Raw genomic sequence first — 21,662 nt, 5'->3', positions numbered from 1 at the left:
CGGCCGGGCGGCGTATCTCATGGCGCGGCCTTCGCCTGGCCGCGTTCGAGCGAAACCCGCCCGATGAGGCCCGAGGGCTGGCCCGGCTGCGCGCGCACCAGCACGGTCATGGTGCGCCAGCCCGGTCCCTGGGCCAGCGACAGGCGCAAGGGGCCGGGCGCTGGCGAGGTCTTCTCGCCGATCTTGACGCCGTCGACCCAGACTTCGGCCTGCCCTGCGATCTCCTGGAACAGCAGCTGTCCCTGGCCATCGTTGCGGTCGGCGCGCAGGCGCAGCGAGGTGCGGTAGGCCCGCCACGGCGCGGCCTCGGCCGGCTGCCGGAGCGGCGGTTCGCCCCAGCCCCAGCTGTTCATGTCGTTCTCCGCCAGCACCTGGTTGGGATCGGGACGCGTGGCCTGGGGCGGCGAGATGCGCCAGCCGCCGACGCGGCTGATCGCCTCCGCGGCCGGCGCCGACGGGACCCGCGCCGGGCGCACGTCCAGCACCAGCTCGGCGGCCGCCAGCCCGTCCGCCGTCGCGCGCAGCCGCAGCGGTCCCTGGCCGTCACGGTCGGTCTGGAGGATCGCCTGCGCCAGGCCGTTGAAGAGCGAGCGCTCCGGCGCCTTGGACGCTTCATGCGAATTGGGATCGCCATTGCCGACGCCGATCAGGCGGCCGGCGCCGGTGGTCTCGAAGCGCACCATCAGGTTGGCGGTCGGTACCGGGCGACCCTGCGCATCGACCGCGCTGACGGTCACCGCCACCGCATCGCGGCCGTCGCCGGCCAGCGTGGCGCGGTCGGCGGCAAGCACCAGGCGGGCCGGGGCGCCGCTGGTCTCCACCAGGTCGCGGGCCAGTTCACGCGGGCCCTCCAGCGCGACGGCCTCCAGCCGGCCCGGCGAGTAGGGCAGGTCGACGCTGACGATGCCGTCGCGGTCCGCCGCCTGCTCCGCGACCGTCTGGCCGTTCAGCAGCAGGCGCACGCGCGGCGCGTTGGTGGCGACCATCACCTTCACCGGCTGGCCCTCGCTGCCGGCCCAGTTCCAGTGCGGCAGGATTTTGACCACGGTGCGGTCCTTCACCCATTGCGCCTGCCGGATGTAGAAGGCCGCCTTGGGGAAACCGCACAGGTCCAGGGCGCCGAAGAAGGTCGAGGCGCTCGGCCATTCGAAGGGCGTGGGCTCGCCGTGGTAGTCGAAGCCGCTCCAGACGAAGCCGCCCGCCATGAACGGCCGCTGCGCGATGTGCCGCCAGGCCTCGCGATGGGTCTGGCCCCAGGACGAGGGCTCGTCGTCGTGGCTGCCCAGCACCTGCGCCTGCCGGTCGCTGCGCCAGGCGCCGCGCGTCATGTAGGCGGAGGTGTCCTCGGAACTGACCATCGGCCGGCCCGGATGCTCGCGGTGGTAGCGGTCGTAGGCATGGACCTGGTAGTTGACGCCGACCACGTCCAGCACCTCCGAGGCGTTGCGATCGGCGAAGAGGCCGTCGTGCATGCCCGCGGTGACCGGCCGGCTCGGGTCCAGCCGCTTGATCTCGGCGGCCATGCGGCGCGCCATCTCGCGGCCTTGCCAGGTGCCTTGCAGCGGCTCTTCGTTGAACAGGGACCAGAGGATCACGCTGGGCCGGTTGCGGTCGCGCCGCACCAGCCAGGTCAGCTGGGCCATCGCGTCCGGGCTCGCACTGAAGTTGCGGTTCTCGTCCATCACCAGCAGGCCCAGGCGGTCCGCCAGGTCCATGACCTCCGGCGCCACCGCGTTGTGGGCGAAGCGCACCGCGTTCACGCCCATTTCCCGGAGGCGGCGCAGGCGGAATTCCCAGATCGCCGTCGGCACCGCGACGCCGACGCCGGCATGGTCCTGGTGGATGCACACGCCCTGCAGCTTGAGCGCTTCGCCGTTGAGGAAGAAGCCCCGCTCGGCATCGAAGCGCAGCGTGCGGAAACCGGTGTGCAGCTCGGTGGCGTCGATCTCGCGCAGCGGCCCGGCGCCGGGTTGGCGCAGCACCGCCCGCACGCGATACAGCCGCGGCGATCGCGGCGACCAGAGCGCGGGTTGCCGGATGTCCAGCGTCAGGCGCGCGGTGGCCGAGTCCAGCGCGGCGACGCTGACGCGGGTCTCCTTCCGGGCCACCACGGCGCCGTCGGGGCCGGTCACCTCAAGCGACACGACCGCGGCCCGCGCGGCCTCGCCGGTGTTGTCGACCTGCACCTCGACCGGCAGCGTCCAGTGGCCGTCGCGCTGCACCGGATTGGCGTAGAGGCCGTCGGTGGCGATGTGCAGCGGGTCGCGCTTGACCAGCCAGACATGGCGGTAGATGCCGGCGCCTTCGTACCACCAGCCTTCCTGGGCGTCCGCGTCGACGCGCACCGCGATGCTGTTCACCTCGTCGCCGTAGCGCAGGTAGGGCGTGATGTCGATGGCGCGGCCGTTGTAGCCGGACCAGTTGCGATTCACCACGATGCCGTTGACCCACACCGTGCTGTGCGTCGCGATGCCGTCGAACTGCAGCTCGATGTGGCGGCTCCGGTCGGATTCCGGCAGCTGCAGATAACGCCGGTACCAGCCGATGCCTCGGGCGCGGTAGCCCTGCGACGCGTTCTCTTGACGGTCGAAGGCGTTCTCGATCGCCCAGTCGTGCGGCAGGTCCAGCCGGCGCCAGCCGGAGTCGTCGAACTCCGCCCCACCGGCGCCGACGACGCCGCCCGTCTTGGCCTGGTGGTAGCTCGCGCCGTGTCCCTTGACCGGCGGCGGCGGCACTTCGCCGCGGTGGAACAGCCAGCCGGCGTCCAGCGACAGGCGCTCGCGCGGCTCCTCGGCGCGCGCGGTAGCGGGCAGCAGCGCCGCGATCGCCAGGCAGGCGATCAACAGCCCATGAACCAGTGACGCAGGGCGCGTCATCGTCTTGAACATCTTGTCTCCATGACGAGGACCGCGGCGCCGGAAAGGCGGCGGTCCTTCGAGGCTCTGACGGCCGTTGATGTGGTCTTACCAGTTTCTCAGAATCTACTTTCGGTCTTACCGGTGAAAACACCGAGCCGACGGCTCAGCCGCGGAAGCGATACCGCTCCAGCGACTCGGGTTTCATCGTGATGGAGAAGCCCGGAGCGGTCGGCAGCAGGTAGGCGGCGCCACGCACGACGCAGGGATCGACGAAGTGCTCATGCAGGTGGTCGACATACTCGATCACCCGGTCCTCGCGGCTGGCGGAGACGCACAGGAAGTCGATGACGGACAGGTGCTGCACGTACTCGCACAGGCCCACGCCGCCCGCGTGCGGGCACACCGGCAGGCCATGCTTGGCGGCCATCAGCAGCACCGCCAGGATCTCGTTGACGCCGCCCAGGCGGCAGCTGTCGATCTGCACCACGTCGATCGCGCCGCGCATGATGAACTGCTTGAACAGGATGCGGTTCTGGCACATCTCGCCGGTGGCGACCCGCATCGGCGCGATGGCCTCGCGGATCGCGCGATGGCCCTCGACGTCGTCGGGGCTGGTGGGCTCTTCGATGAACCAGGGCCGCGCGAAGGCCAGGTCCTTCAGCCAGTCGATGGCCACCGGCACGTCCCACACCTGGTTGGCGTCGATCATCAGGCGGCGGTCGGGCCCCAGCACCTCGCGGGCGATGCGCAGGCGGCGGATGTCGTCCTCGCGGTCGCGGCCGACCTTGAGCTTCACATGGCCGAAGCCGGCGTCCACCGCCTCCTGGCACAGGCGCCGGAGCTTGTCGTCCGGGTAGCCGAGCCAGCCGGCCGAGGTCGTGTAGCAGGGATAGCCCTCGCGCTCGAGCTGGGCCAGGCGCTCGGCCTTGCCCTCGGCGGCGCGGGTCAGCAGCGCGAGCGCCTCGTCCGGCGTGATGCAGTCGGTGAGGTAGCGGAAGTCGATGCAGCGCACCAGCTCCTCGGGGCTCATGTCGGCGACCAGGCGCCACAGCGGCTTGCCCTTGGCCTTGGCCCACAGGTCCCAGACCGCGTTGACGACGGCGCCGGTGGCCAGGTGGATCGCGCCCTTGTCGGGTCCGATCCAGCGCAGCTGGCTGTCCGAGGTCACGTGCCGCCAGAAGCGCCCCATGTCGGCGGCGATCCAGTCCAGATCCAGGCCGACGACGAGATGCCGCATTGCCTCGATGGCGCGGCAGCACAGGTCGTTGCCGCGCCCGATGGTGAAGGTCAGGCCGTGGCCCGCCAGGCCCGGCTGGTCCGTCTCGAGGATGACGTAAGCGGCCGAGTAATCCGGATCGGGATTCATCGCGTCGGAGCCGTCCAGGTGGGCCGACGTGGGGAAGCGCACGTCGACGGTGCGCAGACTGGTGATGCGGGTCATGGGGTCGGGGTGAGGTGCGGCGGGCTTCAGGCGGCGACGGTGCGCTGGGTCTGCGTGCCCAGTCCGGCGATGCCCAGGCGCATCGTCTGGTCGGGCCGCAGGTAGACCGGCGGCTTCTGCCCCAGCCCGACGCCGGGCGGCGTGCCGGTGGAGATGACGTCTCCCGGCTGCAGGCTCATGAAGCGGCTCAGGTAGCTGACGATCTGCGCCACGCCGAACACCATCGTGCGGGTGTTGCCGGTCTGGTAGCGGTGCCCGTCGACCTCCAGCCAGAGGTCCAGCTGCTGCGGGTCCGGGATCTCGTCCGCGGTGACCAGCCAGGGGCCGAGCGGCCCGAAGGTGTCGCAGCCCTTGCCCTTGTCCCATTGCGTGCCGCGCTCGAGCTGCCATTCGCGCTCGGACACGTCGTTGACGACGCAGTAGCCGGCGACGTGTTTCATCGCGTCGGCCTCGTCGATGTAGGCGCCGCCCTCGCCGATGACGACGCCCAACTCGACCTCCCAGTCCGTTTTGACCGAGCCCCGCGGGATGCGCACCGGGTCGTCGGGACCGCTGATCGCGCTGGTCCATTTGGCGAAGACCACCGGCTCCTGCGGCACCGGCAGGCCGGACTCCGCGGCGTGGTCGGCGTAGTTCAGGCCGATGCAGATGAACTTGCCGACCTGGCCGACGCAGGGACCGAGTCGCAGATCCCGCTGCGGCGTGCCCGGGACCCGGGGCAGGGTGGTGGGATCGAGCTGGCGCAGCAGCGACAGGCCGGCGGGGGTCAGCACCTCGCCGGCGAGGTCGTCGATGTGTTCGGAGAGGTCGCGCACCTGGCCGTCGGCGTCCAGCAGGCCGGGGCGTTCCTGGCCGGGCGGGCCGTAGCGGAGCAGTTTCATGGCAGTCCTTGCGAGAGAGGCGAGAGAGGCGAGAGGGGCGAGAGGGGCGAGAGGGGCGAGAGGAAATCGGAGGGGCGGCTTGAAGGCCAGAACGGCCCGAAGGCCTGTCGGCCCGGCGACCGGGAAACGGCGACGGCCACGGGGTTCAGATCGTGACGCCGCCGTCGACGCTGACCGCCTGGCCGGTGATGAAGCGGGACGCGTCGCTGAGCAGGAACACCACCAGCGGCGCGATGTCGTCCACCGTGGCCAGGCGTCCCATCGGCTGGCGCGCGATGAAGTCGCGCTCGGCCTGCACCGGATCGGCGGCCGCGGCGATGCGTCCGCGCAGCGAGGGCGTGTCCACCGTGCCGGGGCACAGCGCATTGCAGCGCAGGCCCTGCTTGACGAAGTCGGCCGCGACCGACTTGGTCAGGCCGATCACCGCCGCCTTGCTGACGCCATAGACGCAGCGGTTGGGAAAGCCCTTCACCGAGGACGCCATCGACGCCATGTTCAGCACCGAGGCGCTGCCACCGGGGCGCGCCGCCTCGGCCAGCATGCCGGGCAGGAAGGCGCGCAGCATGCGCCACATGCTCTTGACGTTGAGGTCCATGCTGAAATCCCAGGCCGACTCGTCGCAGTCCAGGACCGAGCCGTGATGGACGAAGCCGGCGCAGTTGAAGAGGCCGTGCAGCGGCGGCAGCTCGCGCGCCAGGGACTGGATGGCGGCGTCGTCGCGCACGTCGAGCGGCGCGGTCCGCAAGCGGGACGAATCTCCGGCGTCTTCGCGCAGGCTGTCCAGGCCAGGGGCCGCGAGGTCGGTGGCAATCACCTCGGCGCCCGCCGCGAGGCAGGCCAGTGCGCTCGCGCGGCCGATCCCTTGGGCGGCTGCGGTGATCAGCACGGTCTTGCCAGCGAGGGCGCCAGCGGCGGAAGAGGGCGGAAGGGGCAGGTTCACGGTCGAAATCCGGCCAAGAGGTCTGACCAGTTTATGCCAGACAGGGTTGTCATCCCCACCCGGGAACTACCCTTGATTCGTATCGTTTCAAATTGGTCCGACCGGATGGAGTGTGTGTCGAGCGGCGATCCGCCTTCCCGCGGCGGGCGGGGCCGGGTAGGGCGGGCGGGGCGAGGATTCCGTGTTTATGCCGGTAAGACCGAATGAAGATGTTGCGATACTGGTCAGTCCACATCCGGGATGCAGCCCATGACCTTCCGCTCCTTCGATCCCCTGCCTGGCGCGTTGTCGGGCGCGCTGCTGAGCGCGCTTCTGCTGGCCCTCGCGCCCACCGCGCAAGCGCAGGACGCCGGCCCGGTGACACCGGACGCGGCCCGCGCAAACTTTGCCCGACCGATCGTGCTGGCGGCCGACGATGTCCGCTCGACGCCACCGCCGCCGCGAGGCTTCGACGAAACGCGGCCCGGCGTGGCGCCGGGTCGCGTGGAGACGTTCAGCTACGCGTCGGGCGTCACCGGCGGCCGGCGCCAGGCGCTGGTCTATCTGCCGGCCGGCTACACGCGCGAGCGCAGTTATCCGGTGCTCTACCTGCTGCATGGCATCGGCGGCAACCAGCACGAATGGACCGGCTACGTGCGGGCCAACGCCGTGCTGGACAACCTGATCGCCGACGGCAAGGCGGTGCCGATGATCGTGGTGATGCCCAACGGCCGCGCGTTGCCGGACGACAGCGTGCCGCCGCCGGATCGCGTCTTCACCGAGGCCAACGCGGCCGGCTTCGCGAAGTTCGAGCGCGACCTGCTGGACTTCCTCATTCCCGCGGTCGAGGCCGCCTACCCGGTCCGGGCGGACGCGCGGCATCGCGCGCTCGCGGGGCTGTCGATGGGCGGCGGGCAGGCGCTCAACATCGGCCTGGGCCATCCCGAGACCTTCGCCTGGATCGGCGGTTTTTCCTCCGCGCCCAACACGCGGGCTACGGCGGAGCTGATCCCCGATCCCGGCGCGCTGCGCCGGCAACTGGCGCTGCTGTACCTCTCGTGCGGCAACCGGGATGGCCTGATCAGCGTCTCGCAGCGGGTGCACCGGGACCTGCTCCGGCAAGGCGTGCCCCACCAGTGGAACGTCGACGCCAGCGGGCACGACCGCGAGAGCTGGAGCGACAACCTGTACCAGTTCTCGCAGCGGCTCTTCCGATGAACCGCCATGCCGCCCGGTGGCGCCGGGTCGCTCAGACCTTGAGGCCGCGCTCGATCTCGGTCAGCTTGTAGCGCGCCAGGGCCAGGTTGCCCTTGGCCCGGTCCAGCACCAGGTAGAGGAACAGGCCGGCGTTGTTGGGCACCAGCCGGATCAGGTGGTACTGGTCCGCGAGCGTGATCAGGATGTCCTCGATGCCGCCCTTGCGCAGGCCCAGCGCTTCCATGGTCTGCAGCTTGGCGCGCACCACCTGCGTGTTGCCGGCCGCGGCCAGTTCGAGGTTGAGGCCGGAGCCCGCCTGGGCCAGGCACATGCCGCTGCGGTAGTCCACCAGTGCGGCCGACATCGCGCCGTCGATCGTCATCGCAGCCGACATCGACTGCTGCAGGTTGTTGCTCATGGGTACTTTCGTGAGGTCAGGGGGAGGGAAGGCGGCCGGGCCCTGCGGGGTCGGCCAACGGTCGAGTTCGTCGATGAGGACGAACCACAGGGTTTCCGCGCTGCTGTCGGGCAGGCGGTAGAGACGCCGGGCGTCGTCGCTTCGCGGCACCATCGATCGCAGCGCCGATTCCTCGACGAGGGCGTTGGGCGCCAGCAGCGCATGGATGCGGGGCACGCCGGCATCGACGGCGCGCTGGAAGACCTCGGTGGCGGCCCGGACCGAGCCCGGCCCCACCAGCAGGAAGAGGGCGTCCGGTCCGGCGCCGGGCGAGAGCTCGTCCAGGTGCCGGGGCGGCTTGACCCACTCGAGGGCCGGCCCCGACGGCGAGGCGCCGGGGCGGACGATCCGGCGCCCGTCGCTGCCCGGCGAGGTCGAGGTACCGGCGCATTGCGCCAGGGCCCGGTCGCCCAGGCGCGCCGTCAGGTCAACGACGCGGATCGCGGGTCGGGTCATCGCTCGTTCCTGTCGTCGAATCCGGAGGGTGAAGGTGCGCGGTCATGTCCGTGGGCCTCGGACGTCGATCGGGTCGCGCGACGAGGAAAAAGATGCGTTGGTCGGATTGTCCCGAGCCCTCCCCGGCATGCCTTCACTGACCCGTCACTGGCGTCCCACCGGGGGCTGCGGGCAGTGCAGGACGCGCGTCCGGCCCGTGCGCGCTGCGCGCTTCGAGGCATTTCTTCACTCGGCCGCGCGGCTCGGTGATGTCGCCGGCGTGCGCTCGGACGTCGGCTCGGTAAGCTCGCCAGCGAAGACGACAGCCGGAGACGACATGAGGAACGCATGGAGCCGCGCGATGGTGCGCGGCGCATGGCTGCTGGCGTCGATCCTCGGATCGTCGGCCGGCTTCTGCGAGCAGATGAACCTGCGCGAGTTCGGCCAGCCGGACGGCCTGGGCAACCTGGCGCTCAACGCGCTGCAACAGGATGCGCAGGGTTTCCTGTGGGTCGGCACCGAGAACGGCCTGTATCGCCACGACGGGCAGCGCATCGAGCGCGTCGCCACGCAGGAACTGCGGCGGGTGGCCGCGCTGGCCAGCGGCGGCGGACACCTGTGGATCCTCTCCGACACCGGCACCTGGTGGTGGCACGACGGCCGGCTGGAGCGCGTGCTCCCCCGGACGGCGAAGCTGCCGCAGGACGTGCCGATGGCGATCGCCGCGCGCGGCGACGAGGCCTGGTTCGTCACCTTGGGCGGGCTGCAGCACGTGGTCGTCGACCGGCAGACCGACAGCTGGTCCTCGAGCCCGGTGATGACGGCCGAGCAACTGGCGCGTCATCCGGAGATGGGCCGCCTGGCCAGCGTCATGCTGGCGCGCGACGGCGCGCTGTGGGCGGGTTGCGGCGACGCCATCTGCCGCTGGCATCGCGGCGAGCTCAGGCGATGGGATGCGCGCAACGGCGTTGCGCCCCAGCAATGGCATGCGCTGCTCGAGGCCAGCGACGGCAGCGTCTGGGCGCGCTCCACGCAGGCGACGCTTCAGCTACCCGCGGGCGCCGAGTCCTTCGTCGACCGGACCGCGCCCAGCGACCGCGGCGACCCGATGCATCGCTATCCGCTGGTCGAGGATGCCGCGCACCGCATCCTGACCGCGTCGCAGCTGGGCGTGCTGCGCTGGCAGGGCCAGCAGTGGCAGTCCTTCGGCAAGCGGCAAGGCCTGCCCGGCGACGGTCGCGTCCACGCGCTGCTGAGCGATCGCGAAGGCGGGCTCTGGCTTGGGCTGCGCGGCACGGGGTTGCTGCAGTGGCGCGGCTACGGCCGCTGGGAGAGCTGGACCGATGCGGACGGCCTGCCCAGCAGCGTGGTCTGGACGATGCAGCGCGACGGGGAGGGGCGTGGCGCGCTGCATGTCGGCACGGGACGGGGCCTGGCGGCGTTCGACGCGGCGCAGGGCGTGTTCCGCCAGGTGCCGCTGCCGCACGCGGGCGACCTCTTCGGGCTGGTCCCCGATGGCCAGGGCGGCCTGTGGGCCGCCACCGATGTAGCGACCTTTCACCACGTGCGCGACGGACGAGGGCTGCCGGGCCCGATCACGACGCCCGGCGGGACCGAGGACGGCTTCCTCTGGGCGCTGGCCTCGAAGGACGGCGCGCTCTGGGTCATCACCGCCGGCAAGCTGCATCGCTGGCCCGAGGCGGGCCGAGGCCCGGCGCAGGCGGTGCCCGGCCCTCCAGGCAACGCGCAGGAGCACTTCTACGACGCCTGCGAGACGCCCGACGGCACGTTGTGGCTCGCCGGGGATCATGGGCTGTCCCGACGCCGGCCGGGTGCATGGCTCCCGCCCCTCGCGATCGAGGACGGGGCGACCTACGTCGCCTGTGGCCAGGACGGCACCGTCGTCGCGGCCAGCGAGGCCGGCCAGGCCTGGCGGGTGCGGACGCCAGGGGCGGCGAAGCCGTCGCTGGAAAGCCTGGACGCCCCCGTCCTCAAGGGCCGGATGATCGTGTCCCTGCTGATCGACAGCCGAGGCTGGCTCTGGCTCGGCACCGACGCCGGGCTGGTGGTGCACGACGGGACGCACTGGAAGCTGCTGGATCGCTCGCAGGGGCTGGCCTGGAACGACACCTCGGGCCACGCGCTGTACGAGGACGGCGACCGGTCGATGTGGATCGGCACCAGCCGCGGCTTGTCGCGCCTGATCGATCCCTCCCAGGTCTTCGCGACGACCTTGCCTCGCCCGGTGCTGATGTCGGCGACGCGCGGCGCCGGCCAAGTGCCGATGTATGACCGCGAGACGCTGGCCTGGTCGCGGGACCGGATCCATCTGCGGGTCGCGCCCCTGCAGTTCAGCGCCCCCCGGGTGCGCGTCGAGTACCGCCAGGTCGGACGCGACGAGGGCTGGACCGCGACCGCGACGCCCGACATCGACCTGGCGGGCCTCGAGCCCGGGGCGATCCAGGTCGAGGTGCGGCTCGCGGATCCGGAGACCGGTAGGTATTCCGCGACGACGAGCTTCGGCTTCACACTGCAGCCGCCCTGGTGGCGACGGGCGTGGGCGACGGCGCTGGGGCTGGTCGCGCTGCTGGGGCTGTCGCAGGGCTGGCACCTGTGGCGGCGCCGTCAATGGCGGAGCCAGCAGGTTCGGCTCGAACAGTTGGTGGGCGAGCGCACGCGCGAGCTGGAGGCCTCCCGCGCGCAGCTCGAGGAACTGGCCAGCCGCGACGCGCTGACCGGGCTCTGGAATCGGCGCGCCTTGACGGAGATCCTCCAGCGCGAGGTCGTGCGGGCCCGCCGCGAGCGCACGCCGCTGACGCTCGCGATCGTCGACATCGACCACTTCAAGCGGGTCAACGACACCCACGGCCATCCGGCCGGGGATGCGGTGCTGAAGGACTTCGCCGGCCGCCTCGCCGCGACGGTGCGGCCCTACGACGCGGTGGGACGGCTGGGCGGCGAGGAGTTCTGCCTCGTGCTGCCGGGGCTGGACCTTTCGCAGCCGGAGGATAGACAGCGCCTGCGCCGCATGCAGGTCGACGTCAGCCGCGCGCCCACCGTGATCGGCGTGGTGACCAGCTCGTTCGGCGCGGCCATGCTGGGCGTCGACACCGGCGACGGCGAGCAGTTGCTGGAAGCCGCGGATCGCGCGCTCTATCGGGCCAAGCGCGGCGGGCGCAACCAGGTGGCCTTCCACGAGGCGTCGCCGGCCCAGCCGGCGGAACCGGTGGGAACGGCGACAGCGGCGCCGCCAGAAGTCGCCGTGGTCGCGGCGGAGCCGGTCGCGCAGGCCTTCGCGGGCGAAGACGACGCCGCCATCACGGTCGGCGGCCGTCGGTGATCCGTCGCCCCGGGGCGGTCCTCAGCGCGACGCGGCCGGCGGCTCGAGCCATTGCAGGCCGAGCTGCTCGCCGATGTGCGTCTGGAGGGTCCCCAGCGAGACCGGCTTGGTCAGGAACACGTTGACGCCGGCCCGCAGGCAGGCGGCGCGGTGCTCGGCCGTGGCCGTGGCCGAGATCGCGATCACCGGCACCGTGGCCGTGTCGGGATGGCGGCGCAGCTGGCGCGTGGCCTCCACGCCGTCGGTCGTCGGCATCATGCTGTCCATCAGGATCAGGTCCGGACGGAAGCGTCTCACCGCCGCGGCCAGCTCAGCGCCGTCGCTGGCCTGGGCCACCTGGAAGCCGGCGTCCGACAGGAAGTCGCACAGCAGCGCGCGGTTGGCCGCGACGTCGTCGACCACCAGCACGCGCCGGGGCGCGCCGAGGTAACGCGGCACGCCGGGCGCGATCTTCGGCGTGGCGTCGGCCTCCGCCTCGGTGGGCGACAGCGGCAGCTCCAGCTGGAACCGGGTGCCGACGCCGAACTCGCTGCTCACCCGCACCTGGCCGCCCATGTCGTTCACCAGGGCCCGGGTGATCGCCAGGCCCAGCCCGGTGCCGCCGGCGCGGCGCTGCGCGGCGCCGACCTGCACGAAGGGCTCGAAGATGCGGTCCAGGTCCTCGGGGCGCATGCCGATGCCGGTGTCCTCGATGTCCAGGCGCAGCCGCACCTGGTCCGCCGCGAGCGGCTCGGCGCCCGCGCGCAGCGTGATCGTGCCGGCGTCGGTGAACTTGATGGCGTTGCCCAGCAGGTTCAGCAGCACCTGGCGCAGCCGGCGGCCGTCGGTCAGCACCGTCGCCGGCAGGGCGCTCGCGGTGTCGAACACGAAGGCCAGCTGCTTCTCCTCCGCCTTGATGCGCATCAGGTTGACGACCGATCGCAGCAGCTCGGGCAGGTTGACCGGCGCCAGGTCCAGCTCGGTGCGACCGGCCTCGATGCGGGCGAGGTCCAGGATGTCGTTGATCAGCGCCAGCAGGTGCAGCCCGCTCTGCTGGATCGTCTCCAGGCCGCGCGCCTGCCGGGCGCTCAGCCCGCCTTCCATGCTCAGCAGCTGGGCATAGCCCAGGACGCCGTTCAGCGGCGTGCGCAGCTCGTGGCTCATGCCGGCGAGGAACTCGCTCTTGGCGCGGTTGGCGGCCTCGGCCGCATGCCGGGCGGCCCGTTCGGTCTCGAGCATGCCCTGGTGCAGGTCGGTCGCGGCGGCGCGCGTGCGCTCCTGCTCGTCGAGCTTGGACAGCAGGCCCTGTACCTGGCTTTCGACCACCGTCGGGCCCAGGCCCAGCACCTTGGAGATTTCCTCGTACGCATTGCCCTGGGCGATGAAGCGCAGCAGGCCGATTTCCGCCGGCGTGAGCGCATCCACGGGGATCTGCGCGGCCAGCTCGAAGGAGGTTTCGGAGGGCAGGGCCATGCGCCCGGCATGCACGGCGCGGATCGCGTCCAGCAGCTCCTTGTGCAGCGCGTTCTTCAGCAGGTAGCCCAGCGCGCCGGTCTGCAAGGCCTGCTGCGCCTGCGCATCGTCGACATAGGTGGTGAGGACGATGATGCGGGCGTCCGGGAATTCGGCGCGGATCGCCGCGATCGCGTCCAGCCCGCCCATGCCGGGCATCTGCAGGTCCATCAGCGTGACGTCCGGACGATGGGCGCGGAAGCGCTCGATCGCCTCGCGGCCGTTGGACGCCTCGGCCACCAGCGTCATGTCCGGCTCCACCGACAGCAGCGTGGCGATGCCCTGCCGGACGATGGGGTGGTCGTCGACGCAGAGCACCTGGATGCGGCTCGATTCTTCAGTCATGCGGGATCTCCCAGGGCGGGCGTTTCTTGAAAGGGAACCACGACCGGGCTGACGCGACGGGACTATAAGCCCGCGCCGCCGGCACGCTGAACTCCACTTCGGTGCCGGCCCCGACGCCGCTGCGGACGGTGAGCCGGCCGCCCAGCAGCTCGGCGCGCTCGCGCATGCCGCTCAGGCCGAAGTGCCCTTCCTTGCGGCCCGCCTGCAGAACCGTCGGGGCGATGCCCCTGCCGTCGTCGCGCACCCGCACCCGCAGTTGCCGCGGGTCATGGCGGATCTCGACCTCGACCTGCGTCGCCTCGGCATGGTGGAAGGCGTTGCGCATCGCCTCGCCCGCGATCAGGAAGGCCTCGTCGCGCACGACCGGGCTCAGCGGCCGCGGCGGGCCTTGGACCTCGACCTGCGTCGCGGGCGCCGGGCCGTGTTCCCGGGCCAGCGCCTGCGCGGTGGCGCGCAGGGCCTGCGCGAGGTCGTTCGCCGGGGCCGCCGCGGTCCGCAGGCCCTGCACCGCGTCGCGGCCTTCGGTGATGGCCTCGGCGACCTGGTCGATCGCGACGGCGAGGACCTGCCTCGATTCGCGCGGCCGGTCGGGCAGGAGGTTGCAGGCGGCCTGGAACTGCAGCAGCAGCCCGTTGAAGCGCTGCAGCAGGGTGTCGTGCAGGTCGCGGGCGATGCGGGTGCGTTCGGCCACGCGCGCCTCCACCGTCGCCTCGAGCTGCAGGCGCAGCCGGCGCATCCGCATCCGCATCCGGACCTGGAAGACGCTCACCACCAGGAGCACCAGCAGGAGGCCTGTCAGCACGCGGAACCAGGTGGTCTGGTGGAAGGCCGGCTCGATCGAGAACGCCAGCTGCGCGCCGTCCTCGTTCCAGATGCCGCTGTTGTTGGCCGCCTTCACCTGGAAGCGGTAGGCGCCCGGCGGCAGGTTGGTGTAGCTGGCCTGGCGCCGGTCGACGACCTCCTGCCAGTCGGTGTCGTGGCCGTCCAGCCGGTAGCGGAAGCGCGTGTTCTTCGGGTCGACCAGGCTCAGGGCGGTGAACTGGATCGTCATGTCGCGCACCTGCGGCGGCAGGCGCAGGCCCGGGGCGACGGCGTAGGCGGTGTGGTCCGCCACCAGCGACTCGATGTGGACCGGCGGGGGCAGCGGATTGAAGGGCAGCCGGGCCGGGTCCAGCACCTGGGCATCGGCGCCCGAGACCATCCACAGCCGGCCATCGCCGGCCTTGGCCACCGGGGGATTGAAGTAGGCCGGCGTCAAGGCCAGCAGCGGCACGCCGTCCGCGGCACCCCAGGTCTTGGGCGCGACGCGGTGCGCGGGATCGGCTTCCCACGCGGCCAGGTCCTCGCCCAGGATGCGGATCAGCCCGCAGGCCGTGTACAGCCACAGCGCCCCGTCGTCATCGACGACCGACCAGTGGATGGTGTTGCAGGGCAGGCCCTGGCCGACGCCCAGCGTGGTGACGCGGCCGTCCTTGATGCGGCTGAGGCCGCCGTCCTCGGTGGCCGCCCAGACCGTGCCGTCGGCCGCCAGGCGCAGGCCCGCCACATGGCCGGCGCCCAGGCCTTCGGCGGCGGTGTAGGTGGCCAGGACCTTGCCGTCCTTGACCCGCATCACCCCGCCGTCCTGCCAGAAGGACAGCCACAGGCCGCCCCGGTCGGCGACGATGACCTTGGCCTGCTGGCGGCGGCCGAAAGCGGACCAGGGCAGGCTCTCGACGAAGCGCCCTTGATGCAGCCGGATCAGCCCCTCATTGCCCGAGAGCCAGAGGTTGCCGGCGTCGTCCCCGGTGATCGAGTAGATCTCCCGGCCGGGCACGCCGTCGACGCGGACGAACCGTTCGGCCGGCAGGCCGGGCGCCGCACGCGCCCCCCGCGGCGGCGCCAGGGACGCCAGGCCCGCGGCGGTGCTGGCCCAGAGCCGCCCGTCGTGGTCCTCGTACAGCGAGTGCACCCGGGCGTCCGGCAGCCCCTGCGCCTCCTTGTAGACGGCGATGGCGCCGTCCTTCCACCGGGCCAGGCCGTCGTCGGTGGCGACCCAGACGCTGCCGTCCCGGCTCGCCAGCACCGACCGCGTCGCCTCGTTGGGCAGGCCCTGCGCCTTGGACAGCGTGGTGACGGGCAGCTTGCGGAAGCGGTCCACGCCCTTGTCGCTGCCGTACCAGATGTTGCCTTCGCGGTCCTCGAACAGGCTGCAGGCGATGTTGCCGGACAGGCCGTCGGACCGGGTGAAGGCGGAGGCCTGGTCCTCGCGCACATGCAGCAGCCCCAGGCCATCGGTGCCGATCCACAGGCCGCCGTCGCGGGCCCGCAGCAGCTTGTTGGCCAGGATCTGGCGGTCGGGCAGCAGTTCCGCGGGCCGGGTGGCGCTGCGCAGCGGATAGGGGGCGAGCCGGTCGCCGGCGGGGCGCTTGAGCCCTGCGCCGCGGATGCCGACCAGCAACTGGCCGTCGGCGGTCTCGGTCAGGTCGCCCAGGCGCTGGCCGGGCGCCTCGATGCGCTGGGGCGTGCCGGGCCGCCAGCGCCACAGGCCCGAGTCCGCGCTGGCCCACAGGCCGCCCGAGCGATCCTGCGCCAGGCTCCACACGAAGGTGCCGAAGCCGCCCTGCGCGTCGTCGCAGCGGGCCTGTCCGCCGCGCACGGCGCAGAGCCGGCCGGGGGGACCGAGCAGGCCGGCCCAGACGGTGCCCTCGCTGTCCTCCAGCAGGGAGGTGACGAGCCCGCCGTCGGTCTCCGGATAACGGGTCAGGCGGCTGCCGTTCCAGCTGACCAGACCGTTGAAGGTGCCGATCCAGAGCGTGCCGTCGCGCGAGACCAGCAGGGCGTAGGGATTGCTCGGCAGCGAGGAGCCTTTCGGCGGCTGCCAGGGCACGAAGCGCAGCCCGTCGAAGCGGAAGAGGCCGTAGGAGCCGCCCACCCACAGGTAGCCGTCATGGGTCTGCGCGAAGGCGAAGACCAGCCCGAGCTGCGCGCCATCCCGCGCGGTCCACGAGGTGTGGGCGTACTGGGAGATCTGCGGCGCGGCGTCGGCCGCCCGGGCTGCGGAGGGGGCGCCCAGCAGCCAGGCCCAGGCCAGGAGCAGGCAGAGGATCAGCGGCGGGAAACGGTGGCCTTGCAGGCGACTCACGAAGGGTCCTTCGCTGCCTGTCGCGTCGGCGGCGTGGCCCGACTATCGCATCGGCGCGGGCGCGCGTCCCCACCACGAATGGGCGGAGGGCGTCGGGGAAACGCCAATCCGGTCACAGCGCCAGCCAGGCCACCAGCGGCGCGCACACGGCCAGGAAGGGCAGGCTGATGCGGTGGAACTCCTTGAGCGCGCCCGGCGCGCGGGCCAGCCGCAGCGCGATCAGGTTGGCCATCGAGCCCGCCACGAAACCGAAGCCGCCGACGTTCACCGCGATCGCGAGCACGGCGACGCTCGGCACCGCGTCGGCCAGCACCAGCGTGGCCGGCACGTTGCTGATGACCTGGGAGGCGCCGATGGCGGCCAGGTAGGCCGCCAGCGGCTGGTCCAGCGGCAGCCCGCGCAGCAGCGCCGCCACCTGCGGCAGGGCCGCCAGCTGGTGCAGCACCACGAACATCAGCGCGAAGGTCGCAAGCAGCGCCCAGTCCAGCTTCATCAGCACCGGGCGGTGCCACAGCGCGTAGATCGCCAGGACCACCGCGAGCGCCGGCGCCCACTGGTGCAGCTCCAGCGCCAGCACGAAACCCACGAACAGCGCGCCGGACAGCGCGAGCAGCCCGGGCCGGGTCGGCGTGCGGCGCGTGTCCGCGGCCAGCTTGATCGGCGCACGCGGCACGGTGATCAGGATCGTGGCCACCAGCAGCAGCAGCATGACGCCGACGGTGGGCGCCATCATCGCGATGAAGCCGCCGAAGGACTCGCCGGACTTGTGCCAGAGGTAGAGGTTCTGCGGATTGCCGATCGGCGTCAGCGAGGAGCCGGCGTTGACCGCCAGCGCCTCCAGCGCGACCAGCCGCGCCAGCGGCAGGTGCGCCTGGGCGGCCAGCTCGCGGGTCAGCGGCACCAGCAGGAAGAGGCTGACGTCGTTGGTGACCAGCGCGGCCAGCCCCGCGGCGACCGCGCACAGCAGCAGGGCGAGCTGGCGGGCGCTGCCGGTGCGGGCCAGCAGCGCGCGCGCGGCGGACTGGAGCACGCCGCTGCGTTCCACGCCCTGGGTGATGGCCAGCAGGCCGGTCAGGGCGCCCATCGTCTGCCAGTCGATCAGGCCCAGCCAGGCCTGTGGCGACATCGGCCGCAGCACCGCGAAGACCACCGCCGCGAACAGCAGGAACCACAGCAGCTTGTTGCCGCCGGGGCCGAGGTCGTGGTCGCCGGGGGCGGCAGCGGCGGGAGCCGGGGAAGGAGAGGGCGGCGGAGGCGTGGAGATCGTCATGGAGCGTGGGACGGGCGAGGGTGGCCTGAGCCGAAAGCCGCCGATTGTCCTGCACGAACGAGGCGGCGATCGCCCCCGCGCGTCCTCCGGCGCCTCGTCGCTCAGCGGGCCAGCTCGGCGATCGCGGCCGGCGCCAGCGCGCCGCTGTAGATCCGCAGGTCCTGCATGCGTCCCTTGAAGAACGGATCGCCGCCGTACTGCGAGCGCCCCAGCCAGGTCTGCGTCGTCTGCCCGAACTGGTTCGGCGCCATCCAGATGCCGTCGTGGCTGCCGGCCGGCACGCCGTCGACGTAGATCGTGCCGACCTTGCCGGCCAGCGTGACGGCCACGTGAACCCAGCGGCCGGTGGGCAGCACGGGCGCGGCCAGCGGCTGTTCGGTCCAGAACTGGTTGCGCGAGGCCAGCAGCCGCATCTGGTTCGGGGTGGCGCCATCGCGCGGAGTCAGGGCGAGGTAGGCCACGTCGTTGGAGCCGAAGTCGAAGATGCGCGCGTTGATCGCGCTGGTCTCCCAGTAGACCCACACCGCGAGCGTGAAGTCGCCGAGCGTCGACACGGCGCCATCGGGCAGGCGCAGGTGGCCGCTGCGGCCGTCCAGCGCCACCGCGTTGCCCCCGTTGCGGCCCGCGCCCCAACTGGCCCCGCCCACCAGTTGGCCGTGAAGCCCACGGCCACCGAGGTCATTGGCATTGCCGTCGAGCGGCAGGTGCAGCCACAACTCGCCGGGAACGGCCACGCGGGCCGTCTCCGCGCCAACGCGCTCGCCGAGCGGCGTGGCGGCGCTGATGCGGTAGAACCAGGTGCCCTGGCCGGGAGCATCCGTGTACGTGCGTGGATCCACGACCGTTGCCACCGTGGTGAACGGGCCGGTGGAGGCATTCGAGCGCTGGACCAGGTAGTGCATGGCGTCGGCGCAGCCCCACCACGAGAGCTGCACCTTGGCATCGCTGAGGTGGGCGCTCAGGCCGGAAGGTCGGGCAGCGGGCGCCGGGTCCCGAAGGAAGAACAGCGTGCCCAGGCCCACCGAATCGCCGCCATCGCTGCGCTCCGGGCGGACCTGGTCGACCATGGCCTGGGTCCAGGGCGCCGACAGCCCCTTGCGGCCGACATAGTGGTTGAGGATCAGCTCCCAGCACGGGCGTCGGCTGCCGCTGTAGGCCGTCGCGGTGCCCACGCCCCAGACGCCGTTGTAGGGCGCGAAGGGCATCACGTAGGGCGTGCCGCTCGCATCGCTGAGATTGGTCTTGGCGACGTACTCCGCCCCCGCCAGCAGCCGGTTGTTCCAAAGGCCGTAGAGGTCCTCGCCCTGGTTCCAGGCCATCTCGCAAAGCATGCCCGCCAGCGCGATCCCGAGGGTCGAGTGCCCCTGGTCGCGATGGCTTTCCTGCCACTGGCCCAGGTAGCCGGGATGCAGGTAGTAGACGCTGTTGCCGATCGCACCGTTACCCCGGCCCGCCTTGTAGTAGCGCACGGCTTCCGCGGCGATGTCGGGACGCTCGCAGGCCACGCCGATGGCATACATGCCGCAGAGATTGGCCAGGTCCCAGTTGGCCCAGTAATGGGTGACCTTGCGCGTCTCGGTGCCGTTGTGGTTGCTCAGGAAATCATGGCAGCGCGAGTAGAAGACCTTGAGCAGCATGTCCTGGAACCGTGCGACGTCCTCCTTCGCCCAGCCCTCGTAGCTGCGCATGATCTCCGCCGCGTTGGCCCACTGATTGCCATACAGCCCCGAGGCGAGGAACAGGTTGGAGTTGCCGCCGAGCTCCGTGAGCGTGACCGCCCAGGCGTTGAGGAACTTCACCGCGTCGTTGGCGTATGCCGTGTCCCCGGTGATCTTCCATCGAGCCGCCAGGTGATAGGCGCGCATCATGTCGACGATCATGGCGTTGTAGTTCTCGCCGGCGACGCCGCGTATGACGATGGGAAGCGGTCTGGGCGTGGCGCCCAGGTCGGATCTGCGCGCCGCCAGCAACTGGTTCCAACCGCCCAGCCACGGCTGCAGCCCCGCGGCGATCTTGTCGTGCATCCGCAGGAAGTCGGCCTGCGTGTGCAGCAGCGCGGGCGACAGGATCGCTGGCGCTGGCGCTGGCGCGGGGGCAGGAGCAGGAGCAGGCGCCGGTGCGGGAGCAGGAGCAGGCGCCGGTGCGGGAGCAGGAGCAGGCGCCGGTGCGGGAGCGGGAGCAGGCGCAGGCGTTGGGGCCGGTGCGGGCGTGGGAGCCGGACCCGCAGCAGGAGCCGGTGAAGGCGCCGGTGAAGGCGCCGGCGCAGGAGCCGGAGAAGGCGCAGGTAGAGGCGCCGGCGCCGGCGCCGGCACGGGCGCTGGCGCAGGCGCCGAAGGCGGCACCGGCGCAGGCGCAGGAATGGGGGCGGGCGGCGCGCCCGGCGGTGCGGCCGGAGGATCGGCGTCGGGCGGCGACGGCACGATGAACTCCGGCGTGCCGTCCGCGTTCGACGCGCCGCCGAGCAGCGGCGTGCCCGCTTCACTGGTGGGACCGCCGCCGCATCCCGGCATCAGCGGCAGCACGGGCAGCAGGCCCGCGCCAAAGGTCAGCAGGCGACGTCGTGCATCGGGAACCTCCGCGGACCCGGCGGGCAAGGCCGCGCCCCTCATCTTCAAACCATCATTCATGTACTGCTCCACCCTGCCGGATCAGCGCGCGGGCGTGAGCCGCACCATGATCACGCCGTGCGAGGCGACGGTGCCGCCGTAGCCGCCCGCCACGCCCTTGGCGACCCGCTTGCTCCACAGGTCCTTCACGTCGACCTTCTGGTCGGCCGGCAGCTTGAGCTGGGCCCAGTCCACGCGCATCGCGGCCGGGGCCTGGCCGCGGTTGAACAGCACGACGGCCAGGTCGCCGCCCTGGAGCGGTCGCGACCAGATCTCGAGCTCGCCCTGCTTCCAGATGCGCTGTCCCTGCCGGCCCAGCGGGTCCTGGTCGACGGCGATGACGTCGGCATTGGTGAGGATGCGCAGCGTGTCCGCGTCCATCTTCGACAGGTCGTTGCCGGCGATCAGCGGCGCGGCCAGCATGGCCCAGAGCGAGAAGTGGGACTCGTACTCGGTGGTCGTCATGCCGCCGTTGCCGACCTCCAGCATGTCAGGGTCGTTCCAGGCATTGGGGTCGGCATGGGCGGCGCGCTCGACCTGCATGTCCAGGATGTCGGTCATGCCGTGCGACCAGTCCTTCTTGCCGGACCACGCGTCGAAGATGTCGCCGGTGGTGCGCCACAGGTGGCCGACGGTGGGACCCCAGCGCTCGGGATGGTCGGTGCCCCATTCGCAGATCGACAGCACGATGTCGCGGCCCGATTCGCGCAGGGCCTTGGCCATGATGGTGTAGGCCGCCTCGGCGTTGCGGGGGCCGGTGTGGCACCAGTCGTACTTGAGGTAGTCGACGCCCCAGCGGGCGTACTGGCGCGCGTCCTGGAACTCATGGCCCGCGCTGCCGGGCCGGCCGCCGCAGGTCAGGGAGCCCGCGTCGGAATAGAGCCCGAACTTGAGGCCCCTGGCATGGACGTAGTCGGCCAGCGCCTTGATGCCCGACGGGAAGCGCTCGGGGTCGGCCTGGATGTTGCCGTCGGCGTCGCGGCTCTTCTGCCAGCAGTCGTCGATGACGATGTACTGGTAGCCGGCGGCCTTCATCCCGGAGGCGGCCATCGCGTCGGCCTGCTGCCGGATCAACTGCTCGCTGACGTTGCAGGCGAACTTGTTCCAGGAGTTCCAGCCCATCGGCGGCGTCGGCGCGAGATTGGGCTTGGGCGCGTCGAGCTTGAGGGTCTCGTGAGCGTGGGCGGGCAGCGCGGCCGTGGCGATCACGGCGACGAGCGCCAGCGCGGCGCGTCGGAGGAAGGGAGGCATGAACAAGGTCCTTTCAGTAAACGGATCGCGCGGGCACGGCCCGCGCG

General features: G+C 71.8%; 13 protein-coding genes. 3 read left to right on the top strand and 10 right to left on the bottom strand.

The window, feature by feature from the left end; genetic code table 11:
• Window positions 1-17 precede the first annotated feature (17 nt).
• The 4 genes from galA to FHT38_RS10290 all read right to left on the bottom strand — a co-directional run bounded on the left by galA (window position 18) and on the right by FHT38_RS10290 (window position 6,120).
• Window positions 18-2,888 (bottom strand): beta-galactosidase GalA, encoded by a 2,871-nt coding sequence (galA, locus tag FHT38_RS10305; RefSeq protein WP_255488653.1) that lies wholly within the window; start codon window positions 2,886-2,888, stop codon window positions 18-20.
• A 133-nt stretch (window positions 2,889-3,021) separates the two neighbouring features.
• On the bottom strand, window positions 3,022-4,299 hold the full coding sequence (locus FHT38_RS10300) for an L-fuconate dehydratase (RefSeq protein WP_183491688.1): 1,278 nt from the start codon (window positions 4,297-4,299) through the stop codon (window positions 3,022-3,024).
• A gap of 26 nt (window positions 4,300-4,325) precedes the next feature.
• Window positions 4,326-5,180, bottom strand: coding sequence for an ureidoglycolate lyase (locus FHT38_RS10295; RefSeq protein ID WP_183491687.1), 855 nt, complete (start codon window positions 5,178-5,180; stop codon window positions 4,326-4,328).
• A 145-nt stretch (window positions 5,181-5,325) separates the two neighbouring features.
• On the bottom strand, window positions 5,326-6,120 hold the full coding sequence (locus FHT38_RS10290; protein WP_310737367.1) for an SDR family oxidoreductase: 795 nt from the start codon (window positions 6,118-6,120) through the stop codon (window positions 5,326-5,328).
• 249 nt (window positions 6,121-6,369) lie between these two features.
• Here FHT38_RS10290 and FHT38_RS10285 point away from each other — a divergent pair, with 249 nt between their 5' ends.
• Complete coding sequence (locus FHT38_RS10285) at window positions 6,370-7,317, top strand: esterase family protein (protein ID WP_183491686.1); 948 nt, start codon at window positions 6,370-6,372, stop codon at window positions 7,315-7,317.
• 31 nt (window positions 7,318-7,348) lie between these two features.
• Here FHT38_RS10285 and FHT38_RS10280 read toward each other — a convergent pair whose 3' ends face one another.
• Window positions 7,349-7,714, bottom strand: coding sequence for a hypothetical protein (locus tag FHT38_RS10280; protein ID WP_404932597.1), 366 nt, complete (start codon window positions 7,712-7,714; stop codon window positions 7,349-7,351).
• Window positions 7,715-8,525: 811 nt separating this feature from the next.
• Here FHT38_RS10280 and FHT38_RS10275 point away from each other — a divergent pair.
• Complete coding sequence (locus tag FHT38_RS10275) at window positions 8,526-11,528, top strand: diguanylate cyclase (protein WP_183491685.1); 3,003 nt, start codon at window positions 8,526-8,528, stop codon at window positions 11,526-11,528.
• A gap of 21 nt (window positions 11,529-11,549) precedes the next feature.
• Here FHT38_RS10275 and FHT38_RS10270 read toward each other — a convergent pair whose 3' ends face one another.
• The 4 genes from FHT38_RS10270 to FHT38_RS10255 form a co-directional block, all read right to left on the bottom strand.
• The gene (locus FHT38_RS10270) at window positions 11,550-13,364 is read right to left on the bottom strand and encodes a response regulator (RefSeq protein ID WP_183491684.1); all 1,815 of its coding nucleotides are present in this window, start codon (window positions 13,362-13,364) and stop codon (window positions 11,550-11,552) included.
• A complete protein-coding gene (locus FHT38_RS10265) occupies window positions 13,357-16,488 on the bottom strand; it encodes a sensor histidine kinase (RefSeq protein ID WP_183491683.1) in 3,132 nt (1,043 codons plus the stop codon). The genes FHT38_RS10270 and FHT38_RS10265 overlap by 8 nt, the downstream gene beginning before the upstream one ends.
• Window positions 16,489-16,600: 112 nt before the next feature.
• Window positions 16,601-17,758, bottom strand: coding sequence for an SLC13 family permease (locus FHT38_RS10260; RefSeq protein WP_183491682.1), 1,158 nt, complete (start codon window positions 17,756-17,758; stop codon window positions 16,601-16,603).
• A gap of 101 nt (window positions 17,759-17,859) precedes the next feature.
• Window positions 17,860-19,782: a LamG-like jellyroll fold domain-containing protein gene (locus FHT38_RS10255; RefSeq protein WP_183491681.1), complete on the bottom strand. Its 1,923-nt coding sequence runs from the start codon at window positions 19,780-19,782 to the stop codon at window positions 17,860-17,862.
• 92 nt (window positions 19,783-19,874) lie between these two features.
• On the opposite strand from FHT38_RS10255, the gene FHT38_RS10250 reads away from it, so the two are divergent.
• The gene (locus FHT38_RS10250) at window positions 19,875-20,183 is read left to right on the top strand and encodes a hypothetical protein (protein ID WP_183491680.1); all 309 of its coding nucleotides are present in this window, start codon (window positions 19,875-19,877) and stop codon (window positions 20,181-20,183) included.
• A 223-nt stretch (window positions 20,184-20,406) separates the two neighbouring features.
• On the opposite strand, the gene FHT38_RS10245 is transcribed toward FHT38_RS10250, so the two are convergent.
• Window positions 20,407-21,615 carry a glycoside hydrolase family 27 protein gene (locus FHT38_RS10245; protein WP_183491679.1) on the bottom strand — a complete coding sequence of 403 codons (1,209 nt, stop codon included), beginning with the start codon at window positions 21,613-21,615 and terminating at the stop codon, window positions 20,407-20,409.
• Between the last annotated feature and the right edge of the window lie 47 nt (window positions 21,616-21,662).

The organism is Mitsuaria sp. BK041 (genome assembly GCF_014193085.1).
In the GTDB taxonomy this organism is placed as follows: Bacteria; Pseudomonadota; Gammaproteobacteria; order Burkholderiales; family Burkholderiaceae_C; genus Roseateles.
The sequence above is the reverse complement of the archived record's forward strand: the minus strand, read 5'-3'. Positions and strand labels throughout refer to the sequence as shown.